This window comes from Cryptosporangium arvum DSM 44712, assembly GCF_000585375.1.
GTDB lineage: Bacteria > Actinomycetota > Actinomycetes > Mycobacteriales > Cryptosporangiaceae > Cryptosporangium > Cryptosporangium arvum.
This window is the reverse complement of sequence record NZ_KK073874.1, coordinates 7639066-7655445: the sequence shown is the minus strand read 5'-3', so window position 1 is coordinate 7655445 and position 16380 is coordinate 7639066. Positions and strand designations below refer to the sequence as shown.

16 protein-coding genes are annotated in these 16380 nt (G+C 74.0%); 6 read left to right on the top strand and 10 right to left on the bottom strand.

Annotation, left to right across the window (positions count from 1 at the left end; genetic code table 11):
* Positions 1–5 precede the first annotated feature (5 nt).
* The gene (locus tag CRYAR_RS49235; RefSeq protein ID WP_211247783.1) at positions 6–368 is read left to right on the top strand and encodes a hypothetical protein; all 363 of its coding nucleotides are present in this window, start codon (positions 6–8) and stop codon (positions 366–368) included.
* A gap of 84 nt (positions 369–452) precedes the next feature.
* A complete protein-coding gene (locus CRYAR_RS44040; RefSeq protein ID WP_051571340.1) occupies positions 453–1127 on the top strand; it encodes a hypothetical protein in 675 nt (224 codons plus the stop codon).
* Between the two features lie 33 nt (positions 1128–1160).
* Here CRYAR_RS44040 and CRYAR_RS34745 read toward each other — a convergent pair whose 3' ends face one another.
* From CRYAR_RS34745 to CRYAR_RS34720, 6 genes are all read right to left on the bottom strand, one after another.
* Positions 1161–1808, bottom strand: coding sequence for a response regulator transcription factor (locus CRYAR_RS34745; RefSeq protein ID WP_035857426.1), 648 nt, complete (start codon positions 1806–1808; stop codon positions 1161–1163).
* A 2-nt stretch (positions 1809–1810) separates the two neighbouring features.
* Positions 1811–3028, bottom strand: coding sequence for a sensor histidine kinase (locus CRYAR_RS34740; RefSeq protein WP_051571339.1), 1218 nt, complete (start codon positions 3026–3028; stop codon positions 1811–1813).
* The gene (locus CRYAR_RS34735) at positions 3025–4314 is read right to left on the bottom strand and encodes an FtsX-like permease family protein (RefSeq protein WP_169745125.1); all 1290 of its coding nucleotides are present in this window, start codon (positions 4312–4314) and stop codon (positions 3025–3027) included. Before CRYAR_RS34735 ends, CRYAR_RS34740 begins: the two co-directional genes overlap by 4 nt.
* Positions 4311–5039 (bottom strand): ABC transporter ATP-binding protein, encoded by a 729-nt coding sequence (locus CRYAR_RS34730; RefSeq protein ID WP_051571336.1) that lies wholly within the window; start codon positions 5037–5039, stop codon positions 4311–4313. The genes CRYAR_RS34735 and CRYAR_RS34730 overlap by 4 nt, the downstream gene beginning before the upstream one ends.
* Positions 5040–5113: 74 nt before the next feature.
* The gene (locus CRYAR_RS34725) at positions 5114–5317 is read right to left on the bottom strand and encodes a DUF3072 domain-containing protein (RefSeq protein ID WP_035857424.1); all 204 of its coding nucleotides are present in this window, start codon (positions 5315–5317) and stop codon (positions 5114–5116) included.
* A complete protein-coding gene (locus tag CRYAR_RS34720) occupies positions 5310–6326 on the bottom strand; it encodes a saccharopine dehydrogenase NADP-binding domain-containing protein (protein ID WP_051572344.1) in 1017 nt (338 codons plus the stop codon). Before CRYAR_RS34720 ends, CRYAR_RS34725 begins: the two co-directional genes overlap by 8 nt.
* 71 nt (positions 6327–6397) lie before the next feature.
* On the opposite strand from CRYAR_RS34720, the gene CRYAR_RS34715 reads away from it, so the two are divergent.
* Both CRYAR_RS34715 and CRYAR_RS50430 read left to right on the top strand, forming a co-directional pair.
* Positions 6398–7405, top strand: a complete 1008-nt coding sequence (locus tag CRYAR_RS34715; protein WP_035857423.1) for a helix-turn-helix domain-containing protein — start codon at positions 6398–6400, stop codon at positions 7403–7405.
* A gap of 124 nt (positions 7406–7529) precedes the next feature.
* The gene (locus CRYAR_RS50430; RefSeq protein ID WP_281174647.1) at positions 7530–7661 is read left to right on the top strand and encodes a hypothetical protein; all 132 of its coding nucleotides are present in this window, start codon (positions 7530–7532) and stop codon (positions 7659–7661) included.
* On the opposite strand, the gene CRYAR_RS34710 is transcribed toward CRYAR_RS50430, so the two are convergent.
* Entirely contained in the window at positions 7654–8634 is a 981-nt protein-coding gene (locus tag CRYAR_RS34710; RefSeq protein ID WP_035857422.1) for an aldo/keto reductase, read from the bottom strand. The two genes, CRYAR_RS50430 and CRYAR_RS34710, sit on opposite strands and share 8 nt — an antisense overlap.
* Positions 8635–8704: 70 nt before the next feature.
* Between CRYAR_RS34710 and pdxR the strand changes: the two genes are divergently transcribed.
* Positions 8705–10096, top strand: a complete 1392-nt coding sequence (pdxR, locus tag CRYAR_RS34705; protein WP_035857421.1) for a MocR-like pyridoxine biosynthesis transcription factor PdxR — start codon at positions 8705–8707, stop codon at positions 10094–10096.
* Here pdxR and CRYAR_RS34700 read toward each other — a convergent pair.
* A complete protein-coding gene (locus CRYAR_RS34700; protein WP_035857420.1) occupies positions 10078–10860 on the bottom strand; it encodes an ABC transporter permease in 783 nt (260 codons plus the stop codon). The two genes, pdxR and CRYAR_RS34700, sit on opposite strands and share 19 nt — an antisense overlap.
* A complete protein-coding gene (locus tag CRYAR_RS34695) occupies positions 10857–11852 on the bottom strand; it encodes an ABC transporter ATP-binding protein (RefSeq protein ID WP_084701356.1) in 996 nt (331 codons plus the stop codon). Before CRYAR_RS34695 ends, CRYAR_RS34700 begins: the two co-directional genes overlap by 4 nt.
* Positions 11853–11969: 117 nt before the next feature.
* Here CRYAR_RS34695 and CRYAR_RS34690 point away from each other — a divergent pair, with 117 nt between their 5' ends.
* A complete protein-coding gene (locus CRYAR_RS34690; RefSeq protein ID WP_035857419.1) occupies positions 11970–12998 on the top strand; it encodes a YihY/virulence factor BrkB family protein in 1029 nt (342 codons plus the stop codon).
* Here CRYAR_RS34690 and CRYAR_RS34685 read toward each other — a convergent pair.
* A complete protein-coding gene (locus CRYAR_RS34685; protein ID WP_035857418.1) occupies positions 12927–16370 on the bottom strand; it encodes an ATP-binding protein in 3444 nt (1147 codons plus the stop codon). The genes CRYAR_RS34690 and CRYAR_RS34685 overlap by 72 nt on opposite strands.
* Positions 16371–16380: the final 10 nt, after the last annotated feature.

Here is a 16380-nt window from a genome sequence, read left to right as displayed (position 1 = left end):
GCACCGTGTCCGGAAAACACAAATTCCACGTTGTCGACGGGGTCGGTGAGCCCGAGGGCCCGGCCGACTCCCACGGTTCGGTGCTGTCGATCAAGTCCGGGGGTTCGGTCGGGTCGATCGGGTCGACCGGCAGCATCCTGTCGATCGGTAGTGCGGGCTCGATCGGGAGCATCGGGTCCGCCGGCAGCATCGCGTCGGCGGGCTCGCTGGGGTCGATCGCGTCGATCGGATCGATCGGCAGCATCGCGTCGATCGGCTCGATCGGCTCGTTGCGCTCGATCGGGTCGATCGGGTCCAAGGACGCGTTCGGGTGCGTGTTCGGCGTGCCCGTGGCCGAGCTCTGGTTGCGCTGGTTCCGTCGTGGCTGACCGGTTGATGCATCAACCGACCGGTGGGCCATCCCGGCTCTCCAGCGGATACGTCCGTACGGTTGCTCGTGTAAACCTGACAGCGTGAGCATCAACAGCGACCCCGCCGCGCGGGGTTGGGCGGAGGATCGCCGGAACGCGGCGTTCCAACAGGGTCTGGTGGTGTTCGGACACGAGGCCGCGCGTCGGTTCGTCGCCGCGGGTCTGCCGCCGGAGGGTGTGCTGGCCGAGGAGCCGCCACCGCGTCCCGAGCGGCCCCGGCGGCGGCTGTTCCAGCGGACGCCACCGGCGCCGCCGTGGCCGGCGCCGATCTTCCGCGGGTGGTCGGTGCTCGCCGCGCAGCCGCAGACCCACGAGCTGCGCACCGGCGGGTACAACGAGGCCGTCGCCGGGCGGCCGGACGGGGATTCCTACGGCGAGCGGGTGACGTCGTCCACCGGTCTGTTCGTGACGACGCAGGGGGAGTGCCGCCTGGTCAGCTCGTGCGCACGCGGTGAGGCGCTTCCGGGCGACGAGGACGAGTTGGAGCGCTACCACGTGCTCGCGCCGGGGGAGCTCACCGCGGACCGGCTGGTGGCGCTGTACGGGTTCGCGTCGCGCACGCAGGACCAGGTCCGGCACCTCTCGCCGGTCGACCCGCGGGTACGTGCCGCGGTCGAGTTCGACGCCCAGGAGGACGCACGCATGAGCGCGCAGATCCTCGACTTCCTCGCCGCCGGCGTGGAGATGACGACCCGGGGCCAGGACCGCTTCGGCTGACCGCGCTGCGGCCGGCTCGCCGGAAGCCGGTGCTCAGTCGCGGGTGGAGTTGAGGTAGCGGAGGACGGCCAGGACCCGGCGATGGTCGGTCCGGGCCGGGGGCAGATCGAGCTTGGTGAAGATCGCGGTCACGTGCTTCTCGACGCTCCGGGCGGCCAGATGCAGTTGATCCGCGATCGCCACGTTCGAGCGTCCCTCGGCCAGCAGACCCAGGATCTCCTCCTCCCGGCCGGAGAGCCGGTCGAGGCCGGCGTCCTTCGGGCGCACCGCGATCAGCTGGCGGACGACCTCCGGGTCGAGCACGGTGCCGCCCTCGGTGACCCTGCGCAGGGCGTCGAGGAAGTCGCGGGTGCGCACGATCCGATCTTTCAGCAGGTAACCGACACCGGAGGGGTGGTCGGCGAGCAGCTGGCGCGCGTAGCCGGTCTCGACCCACTGGGAGAACACCAGCACCGGCGTTCCGCTCGCGCGGATCTCGAGCGCGGCCCGGATGCCCTCGTCGGTGTGCGTCGGTGGCATCCGGACGTCGACGACGGCCGCGTCCGGCTGGTGGGTCGCGACCGTGGCGAGCAGGTCGTCGGCGTTGTCGACCGCGGCCGGTACCGCGACGTCGTGGTCGCTGAGCAGCAGCCGGATGCCGTCGCGGAGCAGAGGGTTGTCCTCGGCGATGACCACGCGCATGTTCACGCCTCCGGGGGGAGCGTCAGGGTGACGGTGGTCGGGCCGCCGTCGGGGCTGTCGATCGAGAGCGAACCGTCGAGCGCGAGCGCGCGTCGGCGGAGGCCGGCCAGGCCGCTGCCCGCGGTGTCGGGGCGGGCGCCGCCGCGCCCGTCGTCGGTGACCTCGAGGCGGATCCGGCCGTCCACCGCGCGGAGGTCGACCCGTGCGCGGGTGGCTCCGGCGTGCCGCGACACGTTCGTCAGCAGCTCACCGACCGTGAAGTAGACCGCGGACGCGATGACGTCGGGCGGTCGCAGGGCCAGGTCGACGTGGACGTCGACGGGCACCGCGCCCCGTCCGGCCAGCGTCTCGATCGCCAGCGACAGGCCGCCGTCGAGCGCGGGTGGGTGCAGTCCCCGGACGATGTCACGCAGTTCCGCGAGCGCGTCGACGACCGCCTGCTGGGCGTCGTCCACCAGGGGCCGGAGGTCGTCGCCGGCTCTGGCCTCGATCCGTGACAGCGTGACGCCGAGCGTGACCAGCCGCGCCTGGGTGCCGTCGTGCAGGTTGCGTTCGACCCGGCGCAGCACCGCGGCCGAGTCGGCCCGCAGCGCCGCCTGGCTCGCCTCCAGCTCGGCGATGCGCACCCGGTCGGCGCTGGGGGCCAGCAGCGTCCGCATCAACAGGCGGTCGAGGCTCACCACGGCCCGGATCACCCACGGGAACACCAGCGCGAGGCCGGCGCCCTGGAGCGCCAACAGCCAGCTCGTCGGCCACGAGTAGTCCAGCGGGACGGCGAACCACCAGGCCGGGAAGGTGATCGCGGCGACGCCGACCACCGCCGCGCACCCGCCGACGTACGTCGTGACCAGCATGAGCGGGAACTTCGCGAGGCCGTAGACGAGGGCGCGCCAGGCGGTGCCGTCGCCGAGGGTGGCGAGCACGAACCCGGCGGGGCCGGGCCGGCGCGGCCTCTCCGGTGGGTCCGGCCAGTCCTCGGAGAAGAACCGGCGGGCCGGGATCCGGAACCAGTTCGGGGCGCGCCGGAGCAGCCACAGAGCCGTGACGAGCACCGGGAGACCGACCGTGACGACGGAGTAGACGACGCCGAGCGCGCCCGCGACCGCGATCGGGAACACCGGGAGCGCGAAGGCGAGGCCGACGAGGACGTAGCCGACGTCCCGCCACGTCCTCGCCTCCACCGGAGCCCGGAGGACCGCCAGGACCACCGCCCGGATCACGGGCCGTCGCCGAGGGACGCGATCGCCGGGCGGCGCATGACGCCGACCGCCGGTGCGACCATCCCGAGCCCCACCACCACGGCGACCCCGAGGACACCGGCCACCGCGACACCGATCGGCAGGTACGGCGGGGTCGGGAGCGCCGGCAGCAGCGTCGCGGCCGCGGCTCCCGCCGCGACGAGCAGACCGGTGACCGTCACGATCAGAGCCTCGCAGACGACGACGCGCAGCGCGCCGGATCGGGTGGCGCCGGCCAGGCGCAGCAGCGCGAGTTCCCGACGACGTCCCAGGACGACGGTGATCAGCGTGGTGAGGGCCGCGACGGCGGCGAACACGGTGTAGACGGCGGTACCGGAGTAGTCCAGCCAGAGGTCGGCGGCGGGTTCGGGCCGCCCGGTGACGTGCTCGGCGGTCGTGTGAACGGTGACCTTGATCGTCGCGAAGGCCGCGGCCAGCACGAGCGGCACGAACGCGCCCGAGTAGGACCGCGCGCGAGCGGCGACGTTGTCGGCGGCGAGGACGCCGGCGCGCCCGGCCAGCCGGGCCAGCGGTGCGGCGACGCGCAGGAGCGCCGGTGCGAGCAGACCGGCGCCGACGCACATCGCCAGCAGGACGAAGAACACCGCGTCCTCGGCGTCGTCCGAAGCGCCCGCCGCGACCAGCACGGACCCGGCGACGCCACCGGCGGCGAACAGGACCCCCAGCGCGGCGCGGACCGGGCCGAACTGGCGGCGGGCCGTCGCGGCGTCGACGAGCGCGACCGCGGGGCGCACCCGGGACGGGCGGATCGCGGCGATCAGCGCGCCGAGCACCGAGGTCGTGAGCACGATCCCCAGCGCGATCCCGGGTGCGGCGCCGTAGGGTTCGAAGGCGGTGCCGGCGGGGGCGGCGCCGTGCGTGACCAGGCTGTCCACCCAGGCGTGGCCGCCGAGCAGGCCGACGGGGACGCCGACGAGCGTCGCCGGTACCGCGACGACCGCGGCTTGGCCGGCGACGGAGCGCCGGACCGTCCCCGGTGCCGCGCCCACCGCCCGGACCAGGGCGATGTCGCGCGCCTGCCGGGCGATCGTCGAGCTCATCGTGGTGCCGACGAGGATCGCGGAGAGGTAGACCGCGATCCCGACCAGGATCCCGGCGAACTCGGCGAGGTCGCTCCCGGACGGCAGCGAGGTGGCGGCTCCGAGCGCGCCGGTCACCAGTGCGGCGGCCAGGCACTGGGTGATCGCCGGCCCCGCGAACGACCACGGGTGCGCCCGCAACGCCTGCCGTACCAACCCGGCCCTCACGCCGCACCGACCGAGGCCACCGCGGTGGAGACCGCGGCCAGGCGGGAGGCGATCGAGGCCGCGTCGGGGGTGGCGGAGTCGGAGACCACCGATCCCGCGCGGAGCAGGACCAGCCGGTCGCTCCACGCGGCCGCCACCGGGTCGTGCGTCACCGTCACGACCGTGACGCCGTCCTGGTCGCACGCCTCGCGCAGCAGCCGGAGCACCTGCCCGCCGGTCGTCGGGTCCAGCGCCCCGGTGGGCTCGTCGGCGAAGATCACCGCCGGTGCCGTGATCAACGCCCGCGCCAGCGCGACCCGCTGCCGCTGCCCGCCGGAGAGCGCGCCGACCTTCCGCGCACCCAGCCCGTCGAGCCCGACCGCGCGCAGGGCGTCGTCGGCCGACCGACCGGCGGAGGCTCCGAGCCGCACCGGCAGCAGGACGTTCTGGCGGACGGTGAGCTCACTGAGCAGGTTGTAGGACTGGAAGACGAAGCCGACCCGGTCCCGGCGCAGCCGGGTCAGCCGTCGCTCGCTCATCCGCGTCACGTCACGCTCGGCCAGCCGGACCCGGCCGGACGTGGGCCGGTCGAGCCCGGCGGCGCACTGCAGCAGCGTGCTCTTCCCCGAACCGGTGGCCCCCATGACGGCCACGAACGAGCCGGCCGGAATGCCCAGGGAGACGTCGGCGAGCGCGGTGACGTCCCCGTACCGCCGGGTGACGTGCTCGAGTTCGACTGTGTTCATGTGCTCCAGCGTCGCGAGCGCGACGCCGGAGCACAGCCGGGTGAGCCGGTCGGCGCAGGTGCGGATAACCGCACCTACTTGCCGAGCTCCTCCCGGAGCTCGTCGATCTTCTCGGACGCCTCGGCCTTCGTGAGGTCGTCCGGGACCTCCTCGCCCGCCTGGCGGGCCAGCGTGTGCAGGTAGGAGTCCTGCGCCCCGGTAGCGGGCTCGTCGCCGGTCACCCAGTCGGACGGGTCTTTCTCCAAGCTGCGTTGCTGCTGGGCATCGGTGTCAGCCACGGGTTAACTCCTTTCGCACGTATGTACGGGAGGGGTCATACCCGTCGATCTCAACCGTCACACCAGTCAAAGCCCGGAGGAAATCGACGGGGTCGAAGATCGCTCCGGCCGACGCGACGCCGACCGCCCTGGTGCGCCCGGAGAGGATGCGCTCCACCGCCTCCACCGCCAGCGGCGCGCTCGTCGCGTAGATGTCCCGGCCGGTCGCGGTGGCGCGCCGCTCGGCGTCGCCGCGGCGGACGACGACGTCGACGACGAACGTCTGCGCCGTCCGCCCGCTCGGCGCCGGGGTATCGGGAGCGGCGAGGTCCCGGACCGCGTCGACCGTCAGGTACGAGCACACCGAGGGGATCGCCAGGTGGCTCGGGATCGTGACGACGTCGGCCATCGAGAACTCGGCGACGACCTCACGCGGCGTCGGGAACGGCCAGGTCAGCGTCCGCGGGGCGTCGTCGTGGTACTCCAGGCACCCGCCCGAGTAGCGGACCCGGCGGCCGTCGCGCCGCTCGCGGGAGACCGCGCCGGCCACGCGGGTGCCGTTCGTCGGGTGCCAGCCGCTCAGCCCGTACGCCACGTGCGCCTCGTCGGCCGCGGTCCAGTCGCCCATCGCGGCGGTGGCCAGCAGGTCGCCGAGGCCGCCGAAGAACGCCATCGCCGGGACGATCGTCGTGTCGGTACGGCCGTCGAACGCGGCGAACGTGTCGGCGTTGGCCTCGATCTCGGCGGCCACGTCGACGTAGGGGATCCCGGCGCGCACGGCGGCCGCGGCGACCGGCCGGGCGGTGACCGCGAACGGCCCCGCGCAATTGATCACCGCGGCCGCACCGGCCAGGGCGCGGTCGAGCGCGGCCGGATCGTCGACCGTCGCGGGCCGGGCGTCGAACCCCAGCGCGCGCAGCCGCCCCTCGTCGCGGCCGGAGACCACCGGCGTGAACCCGCGTCCCTGCAGCTCTGCGACGACGAACTGCCCGGTGTGCCCGTAGGCGCCGAAAACCACGACTGAACTCATGACGAGATCCTCGGGCTCCACGCGCCCGTCCGGTGAGTGTCCGGAACGCCAATCGCCATACACTTCCGGACATGAAATCGGTCGCGCTGGCTGCCACCGACGGAATGCTCCACTTCGAGCTCGCACTGGCCCACGAGGTGTTCGCCGCCGCCCCCGACATGGTGACCGTGCCCTGGTACGACCTCACGGTCTGCGGCCCGGCCGCGGTCCGGGTCGGGCGCTTCCGGCTCGAGCCCGACGCCGGCCTCGACCGGCTCCGCGACGCCGACACGGTGATCGTCCCCGGGTGGGCCGACGTCGATCAGGACCCACCGGCGGCCCTCGTCGACGCCGTGCGCGCCGCCCACGACGCCGGAGCGCGGGTGGCGTCGCTCTGCACGGGCGTATTCGTGCTCGCCGCCGCCGGACTGCTGGACGGCCGGCGGGCGACCACGCACTGGGCCCACACCGCGGAGCTGGCCCGGCGCCATCCGCGGGTGGAGGTCGACGCGGACGTGCTCTACGTGGACAACGGGAGCGTGCTCACCTCGGCGGGCAAGGCCGCGGCGCTGGATCTCTGCCTGCACCTGGTCCGGCTGGACTACGGGTCGGCGATCGCGAACGTCGTCGCCCGCCGCCTGGTCGTGCCGCCGCACCGGGCCGGCGGCCAGTCGCAGTTCGTCACCGCGCCGGTGCCGGCCCAGGACGACCATCCGCTCGTCGCGCTGTTCCCCTGGGTGCTCGAACGGCTCGACCAGCCGCTGACCGTGGAGAGCCTGGCTCGGCGCGCGCGGATGAGCTCGCGGAACCTGGGGCGCCACTTCCACGCCGCCACCGGCACCACCCCGCTGCAGTGGTTGCTGACCCAGCGCATCCGCCGGGCCCAGGAACTGCTGGAGAAGACCGACGACAGCGTCGACGCGATCGCGGCGGCCACCGGCATGGGCACCGCGACGACGCTGCGCCGGCACTTCAACCGCACGGTCGGGGTGCCGCCCGACACCTACCGCCGCACGTTCCGTGCCAGCAGTCCCTCCAGCCGCGTCCAGGTGTCGGCGGCCGGTCCGGGGCGCCAGGTGTCCCGCTCGTCGCAGAAGTAGCCGTGCGGTGTGTCCGGGTGGACGACGACCTCGTGGTCGACGCGGCCTCGGCGAACCGCTTCTCGATCAGCCCGGCGTCCACGAGCCGGTCGTCGGCGCCGACGAGCACCAACGTCCGCGTCCGGTGCTCCTGCGCAACGAGGTGATCGGCGAGGTCAGGCTGGAGCACCTGGTGCCGCAGCCCGCCGACGCACCCGAGCAGAAGCTCGTCACGTTCCGCGGCGACGACGCCGTGCTGGGGCGGCTGGTCAGCTGAGGATCTTCGCGATCTCGTCCATCTGGTGGGGGGCGAGCGGACCCGTGGCCAGCGCGCCGCAGTTCTCCTCGACCTGCGCGACGGTCTTGAAGCCGGGGATCGGCACGGTACGCAGGCTGCGGCCCCAGATCCAGGCCAGCGCGCCCTGCGCGAGCGTGCGGCCGTCGCTGGTGAGCACGTCGCGGACCGCGTCGAGCGCCGCCAGCCACTCCGCGTTCGGCCGGCCCGATGCGAACGCCGGGTGCCAGGACGCGCGGCGGCGCTGGTCGTCGTCGGCGAACGTCGTCGCGTGCGTGAACTTGCCGGTCAGTGCCCCCATCGCGAGCGGGCTGCGGTTCACGCCGGCCAGGTCGAACTCGTCCAGCAGCGCGAGCATCGCCGGGTCCTCGTAACCGAGGACGCTCAGGCCGTGCTGCACGACCGAGAAGCCGGGTGAGCCGGCCAGCGCACGGACACCGTCGGTGTTGTCGGTGCTCCAGCCCCAGGTGCGGATCTTCCCCTCGCGGACGAGGTCGGCCAGGACGTCGGCCAGGCCGAGGGCCTCGTCGGGAGCGAGGTCGCCCACGTGCAGCTGGTACAGGTCGACGTAGTCGGTGCCCAGTCGGCGCAGGCTCGCGGTGAGCTCGTCCCGGACCCGGGCCGGGGACACCGAGTCGTAGACGAACACCGCGCGCTGGGCCTCCTCGACGCGGTAGCCGAACTTGGTGGCGAGCACGACCTCGTCGCGGTGCCCGGCGAACGCCCGGCCCAGGATCCGCTCGCTGTGCCCGGCGCCGTAGTTCGCCGCGGTGTCGTAGAACGTGACGCCGAGTTCGTGCGCGCGGCGCAGCGCCCGGACCGACTCGTCGTCGTCGACCGCGCTCCAGCCGCCGGGAGTGCCGAGGAACGTCCAGGGACCGCCGATGGCCCAGCAGCCCAGACCGAGGGCGGAGACGTCGATGCCGGAGCGGCCGAGGGTTCGTGGTGAGGTCATGGCTCGACGCTAAGGCGCGAATGGATCGGTCACCACGGCCACTTCGAGGCCATTCTGATAGGACCACTTCGTGCGTATCCCCGTGGACCCCGAGAGCGGCGTACCGCTCTACCGGCAGCTGGAGCAGTGGTTCGCCGACGCGATCCGGAGCGGCGCCCTGCCGCCGGGCAGCCGGCTGCCCTCCACCCGCGCCCTGGCCGCCGACCTCGGCGTGAGCCGCGTGACCGTGAGCACGGCGTTCGCGGAGCTGCACGGCAGCGGCCTGGTCGTGGCCGCGGTCGGCAGCGGCACCCGGGTGGCCCCGGTGCTCCCGACCGCGGCCCGGCGGGCACCGACACCCTGGGACGACGCCTGGGCCGGCCGGCCGCCGGAGCCGGACGTCATCGCGTTCACCGGGGTCGGGGACCCGGCCGCCTACCCGGTCGCGGAGTTCGGGCGGACCGTACGGCAGGTGCTGGCCCGGGAGGGCGCGGCGGCGCTGAGTTACGCGCCCGACCCGGCCGGCGACCCCTCCCTGCGTCGAACCGTCACCCAGCTGCTGGCCAGCCAGGGCATCGGCGTCCCGCCGGAGTCCGTGCTGATCACGTCCGGCTCCCAGCAGGCGCTCGCGCTCGTCTGCCAGGTCCTGGTCCGCCCCGGCGACACCGTCCTGGTCGAGGAACCCACCTACGACCTCGCGCTGCGGCTGCTCCGGACCGTCGGGGCGAACCTGGTCGGCGTCCCCGTCGACGAACACGGCATCCGGGTCGACCGGCTCGCCGAGGTACTCCCGGGAAGCAAGCTCCTCTACGTCACGCCGAACTTCCAGAACCCCACCGGAGCGACGCTCAGCGCCCCCCGCCGCCGCGAACTGCTGCACCTCGCCCGGGCCCACGACGTCCCGGTCTTCGAGGACGACTTCGCCGGCGACCTGCGCTACTCCGGGCGGGCGATCCCGGCGATCAAGTCGCTCGACGACCGCGGTCACGTGCTCTACGCCGGCACGTTCTCCAAGCTGCTGATGCCCGGCCTGCGCATCGGCTACCTGGTCGTCGACGGGCCCCTGCGCCCGGAACTCGTCGAGGCGAAGCAGGTCACCGACCTCGGCACGTCGCTGCTCCTGCAGCGCGCCCTCGACCGGTTCGTCACGATCGGCCGCTACCAGGCCAACCTGCGCCGCACGACCCGTCTCTACCGCGAGCGCCGCGACACGCTCAAGCAGGCGCTCGAGGACCATCTTCCGGGCGCGACGTTCACGGTTCCGGCCGGCGGCCTGTTCACCTGGGTGGAGCTTCCGCCGGGCGTGCGCTCCGACGAGCTACTGGTGGCCGCCCGCGACCGGGGCGTCGACCTGGCCTCGGGCGAGCGCTTCTACCTGGATCCCGCGGACGGGCTGGGCCACGTCCGGCTCAACTTCGCGGTGCAGCCGCCCGCGCGCATCACCGAGGGCATCGCCCGCCTCGGTCACTCCCAGCGGAAGTAGCGCGCTGCGGCGCCGAGCGACACGACCGCCCACGCGAGCAGCGTGAGCACGTCGTTCACCGGCAGCCCGCCGCCCTCGCCCAGCACGGTGCGCAGCCCGTCGGCGAGCGCAGCGCTCGGCAGGTACCCGAGCACGCTCGCGACCCCGTCGGGCAGCGACGACAGCGGGAACACGATGCCACCCGCGAACAGCAGCAGGAACCACACGAGGTTCGCGGCCGCGAGCGTCGCCTCGGCCCGCAGCGTTCCGGCCATCAGCAGACCGAGCCCGGCGAACGCCGCCGTCCCGAACAGAACCAGCACGAACAACGACAACGGGTTGCCGTGCGGACGCCACCCGAGCGCCACCCCGACCCCGCTGATCACCGCGATCTGGATGATCTCCAGCACCGCCACGGCCAGTGTCTTGCCGCCGAGCAGCCCCCACCGGGGCAGCGGGGTCGCGCCGAGGCGCTTCAGCACCCCGTAGCGCCGCTCGAACCCGGTCGCGATCGCCAGCCCGGTGAACGCCGCCGACATCACCGCGAGCGCGAGGATGCCCGGCACCAGGAAATCGACCTTGCTCAGGCCCGACGTCGTCTCCAGGTCGAGGAACGGCTGGGTGACCAGCGCCACCGTCAGCAGCACCGGGATGACGAGGTTGAGCAGCAACTGCTCGCCGTGGCGCAGCGTCAGCTTCAGTTCGATCCAGGTCTGCGCCCGCAGCAGTTGGTGCCAGGGCGCGGGGCCGGGATCGGGCGTGAACAGGCCCGGCGCGAGGGTCACCGCAGCTCCCGTCCGGTCAGGTCGAGGAAGACGTCCTCCAGCGTGCGGCGGCCCACCTGCAGGTCGCTCGGCATCACCGACCGGTCGGCGCACCAGGCCGTCACCGCGGCCAGCAGGTGCGGCCCGATCGCCGCCGGTGGACCGGTGACCTGGTAGCCGCCGTCGCCGGCACTCGCGGCCACGCAACCGGCCGGGAGCGTGGCGGTCAACGCGAGGAGCGCGTCGGCGTCGAGCGTGGTGTCGGTGCGGAAGCGCAGCGTCGGCTGCTCACCCCGGGTCAGCGCGGCCGGTGTCCCGTGCGCGACCTTCTTGCCCGCGTCGACGATCAGCACCTCGTCGGCCAGCCGCTCCGCCTCGTCCAGGTGGTGCGTGCTCAGCACGACCGTGACGCCGTCGGCGCGCAGCGCCTCCACGATCGCCCACACCGCGTGACGCGCCTGCGGGTCCAGGCCCGCGGTCGGCTCGTCCAGGAACACCAGCTCCGGACGCCCGACGACGGCCATCGCGAGCGACAGGCGCTGCTGCTGCCCACCGGAGAGCCGCTTCACCGGCTTGCGCACGGAGTCGCTCAGGCCCAGCAGATCGAGCAGCAGACCGGGATCGATCGGGTTCCGGCAGTACGACGCGGTGAGCCGCAGCATCTCGCCGACCCGGGCGCCCGGATACGCACCGCCACCGGCCTGCAGCATGACGCCGACCCGGGGACGCAGCTCGGTGGCGTCACGCACCGGATCCAGGCCGAGCACCCGGACGGTACCGCCGTCGGCCCGGCGGAACCCCTCGCACGTCTCGATCGTGCTCGTTTTCCCGGCGCCGTTCGGCCCGAGCACGGCGTAGACCGAACCGCGCGGAACGGTGAAGCTGAGCTCGTCGACGGCGAGCGTGGGGCCGTAGCGCTTGACCAACCCCGTCACCTCGACGGCGGCGGGCCGGAGGGGTCCGCCGCCCCACTCCGGCGCGGCGAGCGTGCGCGCGGGGGTGGAGGGGGTCACGTCGACAGAGTGTAGGCGCTGCGCGCTCGACCCGGCGCGTCGAGCCGTCGGGTAAGTCGTCACACCTCGTCCTACGTCACCGGGTGGGCGCTCGTTCACATCCGCCAAGATGAGTGGGTGAGTAGCACCAACCGGGTCCCGGAAACCAGGCTGATGGGCGACGACCAGCTCTCGGCCGACGACGCCTGGGCGACCCTGCGCAAGTACGGGCGCTGGCACCTGCTGCGTGACGCGTTCGTCCGGTTCCGGTACGGCGACGGGTTCAGCCACTCCCGGGCGCTGGCGTTCCAGCTCTGCCTGGCGGTGGTGCCGTTCCTGATCGCGCTCACCGGTCTGGCCGCCGACCTGGGCGCGGAGGAGGGCGGCCGGATCGTCGCCGACACGGTGCTCGAGCTCACCCCGCGCAGCAGCGACGCGCTCGTCGAGCAGACCCTGCGCGGCGGCGAGGAGGCCGAGGACGCCGGCGAGTTCGCGCTGGTCAGTGGTCTGATCACCGGGATGGTCGCGCTCGCGACCGCGATGGCGCAGATCGAGCGGGGCTCGAACCGGATGTACGGCGTCGAGCGGGACCGGCCGGCGCTGCGCAAGTACGCCCGCGCGGTCGTGCTCTCGGTCATCGCCGGGCTGCCCGCGTTCGGTGGCTTCCTGATCCTCATCGCCGGTGAGTCGTTCGGCGACTCGGTCGTCCGCGAGTACGGCTGGCCCGGGTGGGCCGACACCACCTGGGACGTCGTGCGCTGGCCGATCGGGCTGGTGCTGACCGTGGTGTCGATCGCGCTGCTCTTCGAGCAGTCGCCCCGCCGGCGCCAGCCGGGGGTGTCGTGGCTGGTCTTCGGGGCCGGGGTCTCCACCGTGCTGTGGCTCGTGGCGACGCTCGGCCTGGCGCTCTACGTCCAGGGCAGCGGGGCGTTCCCCGACACCTACGGGCCGCTGACCGCGGTGATCGCGCTGCTGCTGTGGGCGAACCTGACGTCGGTCGCGCTGTTCCTCGGGCTGGCGTTCGCGGCGCAGCTGGAGGCGGTCCGCGTCGGCCAACCCGACCCGGCCGAACCCGACCGCTGGAAGCCGATGAGGTCAGAGCTGAGCGAGGAGGACCTCGGTGCGCTCGGCGAGGACGGGGAAACCCAGGCTCCGGTGCACAGCTAGCGCCTTGGCCGCGTGCCCGCGCGCCTCCTCGGGCCGGCCGAGCGCGGCGAGCACGACCGCGACGTGGTGGTGCGTCGAACCCCAGCAGGTGCCGGCGGTGCCCTGGGTGGCCAGCCAGTCGGCGTAGGGCATCAGGTCGGCGAGCACTTTCTCCGGATCCGGGGTGCCGAGCTGCGCGCCGATCAGCGCCCACTGCACGAGCAGGAAGTCCGTCGCCCAGTTCGAGCGGATCGTCGTGCCCCAGCGTCCGATCAGCCGCCGCGCGTACCCCTCGTCCCCGGCCTCGACCGCGGCCAGGATCGTCGCCGGGCGCAGCACCTCGAAGAGCGGCTTCCCGGCGTACTCCAGGAGCTTCTCCAGCGCTTCGCCCGGCCGGCCCTGGGCCCGGCGGCTGGTGAACAGCTGCACCAGATACGGGAACTCGCCGCCCCACAGGCTCGTGCGGTGGTGGAAGTCCAGCGCCTCCGCCGACAGGCGCTCGGCCTCCTCGTAGCGCCCGTGCAGCATCACCCGGGTGGCTTCGGCGAAGCGGAGGATGCCGTCCAGCTCCGGCCGGTTGACCTCCCCGACCAGCTCGCGGGCGCGCCCGAGGTCGGCGTCGAACGCCGGCAGGTCACCGGCGCGCAGCAGGTTGCCCATCCGGTGGATGCGGGCCACGAGCTCGTGCGGCCGGGGCAGGCCGGGTAGCCCGATCGCCTCGGTGGTGGCCCGGGTGCGCTCGGCCTCGCGGTCGGGCACCCAGGCCGCGATGTAGTAGTTGTTCAGCGTCTGCCCGAGCAGGGCGGGGTCGCCGAGCGGCCGGGCCAGCTCGACCGCCCTGGCCGCGTACCGCTCGCCCTCGGCCCGGTGCGGTCCGTAGTACAGCTCGACGCCGAGCGTGCCGAGCATCGCGGCGCGCTGGGCGTCGGTGAGGCCGGGAGCGTCGACCCGGTCGCGCAGGATCTGCACCATCTGCTCGTCGACGACGTTGTACGGCCGCCAGTTCCAGGCGGCCACGCCCCCGAAGACGGTGACGGCCTCGATGAGCGTCGGCTCGTCGCCGTCGGCCAGCGCGAGCTGCACGGCCTCGTCGAGCGCGGCGCGGGCGCCCTCGGTGTCGCTGCAGGCGCGGCGGGCGCGGCCCAGCTCCACCAGCAGGTCACGCCGGCGCACGCCCGAGCTGGTGTCCAGCGCGGCCAGCGCCAGCTCCCAGAACTCCACCGCCTCGGGGTGGGCCCGCTGGCTCGCGGCCTGCCGCGCGGCCCTCACCGCGTACTCCACGGCCTTCGCGCCGGCGCCGACCCGCGCGGCCAGCCCGAAGTGGTGCGCGAGCTCGGCCGTGCGGTCGGCGCTCTGCGCCTCCAGCGCCTCGCCCACCCGCCGGTGCAGCCGGGCCCGCTGCAGGCGACTCAGCCCGACGTAGAGCGCGTCGCGGACGAGCGCGTGCGAGAAGCGGTGGTCCCAGCCGTCGGGCAGTTCCTCGACCAGGCCGCTGGCGACCGCCGGCTCGAGCAGCATGAGGACCCGCTCGGTGTCGAGTTCGAGCACGGTCTCGAGCACGTCGACCTCGATGTCGCGGCCACCGACCGCGGCTGCGCGCAACAGCGCCTGGGTGTCCTGGGGGAGCCGGGCGACGCGCCGGTCGATGACCTCGCGGACACCGGCCGGAACCGCCGACCCGGCGGCCGCGCCCGCGTCGGCCCCGGTGAGCGCCGCGGGGTGTTCGCTGCTCAGGAGCCGGAGGAGTTCGCCCAGATAGAAGGGGTTGCCGCCGGTGCGGTCGTGGAGCACGCGCACGAGCTCGGGCGGCGCCTCGACGCGGTGCGCGCCGAGGAACTCGGCCACGTCGTCGGCGGTGAACGGGTGCACGCTGACGCGTTCGACGCCGGGCTGGCGGGCCACGTCGCCGAGCGTGTGGTGGAGGGCGGCAGCGTGCTCGCCGGGTTCCTGGCGCAGCGTCACCAGGACGAGCGTCGGGGAGCGGTGCAGTTCGCCGGCGACGAAGGCCAGCAGCTCGAGCGACGAGGCGTCGGCCCAGTGCAGGTCCTCGATGACCAGCAGCTGGGGCGTCTCGCCCGCCAGCAGCGCGCTCGCCACCCCGGCGTGCAGCTGGAACCGGGCCGCGTCCGGGTCGGCCTCGTCGCTCGTCGTGACGCCGGTGAGCAGGTCGCGCGCCTCGGCCGCGCCGGTCGCCTCCAGCACCTGGAGCCAGGGCCAGAACGCCGGGGACGCGCTGCTCTCGACGCAGCGTCCCCAGGCCACCGGGAACCCGAGGCCGGTGGCGGCCTCGGCCGCGGCCTGGGCGAGCCGGGTCTTGCCGATCCCGGCCTCACCGGTGAGCAGCACGACGCCGCCGCGCCCGCGGGGCAGCTCCTGCAACCGGCCGGTGATCCAGCCGAGCTGGAAGGTCCGCGCGATGAGCGGCTGCGTGCCCGCCCCCGAGAGCGCGGGCCGCGGTCGCTCCACGACCGGCGCGTGCGCCCCGTGCGGCTGCGGCGGGATCTCCACCATCGGCTCGGACGACGACGCGGCCGGGGTGATCACGTCGATGGGTGACGCCGCCGGGGCCGGGTGGGGGGGAGTGGGGCCGGCGACGACGGCCGGCCGGGCCGCGACCGGCGCGAGGTCGAGCGACCGGTCCTGGCGGAGCACCGCCGCCTCCAGCTCGCGCAGCTCCGGGCCGGGGTCGAGGCCGAGCTCGTCGGCGAGCAGCGAGCGCACCCGCTGGATCGCGCCGAGCGCGTCGGCCTGCCGTCCGCTGCGGTAGAGCCCCAGCGCGAGCAGCGCCCAGAACCGCTCCCGGAACCGGTGCCGCTCCACGATCTGCTCGAGCTTCAGCACCGCCTCGGTGTGGCGCCCCAGCGCCAGCCAGGCCTCGATCTGCAGCTCGTGCGAGACCAGGTGCAGATCGTGCATCCGGGTGATCGTCGGCTGGGCGAACGCGAGGTCGGAGAAGTCCTGCAGCGCCGAACCACGCCAGTGCGCCACCGACGCCCGGAAGTGCTCGTCGGCCGCCGCCGGGTCGCCGGCCTGCAACGCCCGCCGCCCGGCGTCGACGTCGCGGGTGAAGCGGACCAGGTCGACCTGCTCCGGCTCGACGTCGAGCAGGTACCCCGGTTCCCGGGTGAGCAGCGTCTTCGGTGGTGTCCGCGGGGCCCGCTCGGGCTCCAGCGCGCGCCGTAACTGCGAGATGTACGCCTGGAGCGTGCCGGTGGCGCTGGACGGCGGCTCGTCGGCCCACAGCTGATCGATCAGCCGATCGAGCGGCAGCACCTCACCGGGGTTGATGAGCAGCATCGCCAGGATCGCGCGTTCCTTGCGCGGGCCGATGTCGACCGGCCGGCCCTCCCCGTCGAGCACGACGAGCGGTCCGAGCAACCGGAAGTCGAGCATTGCCCCTCCG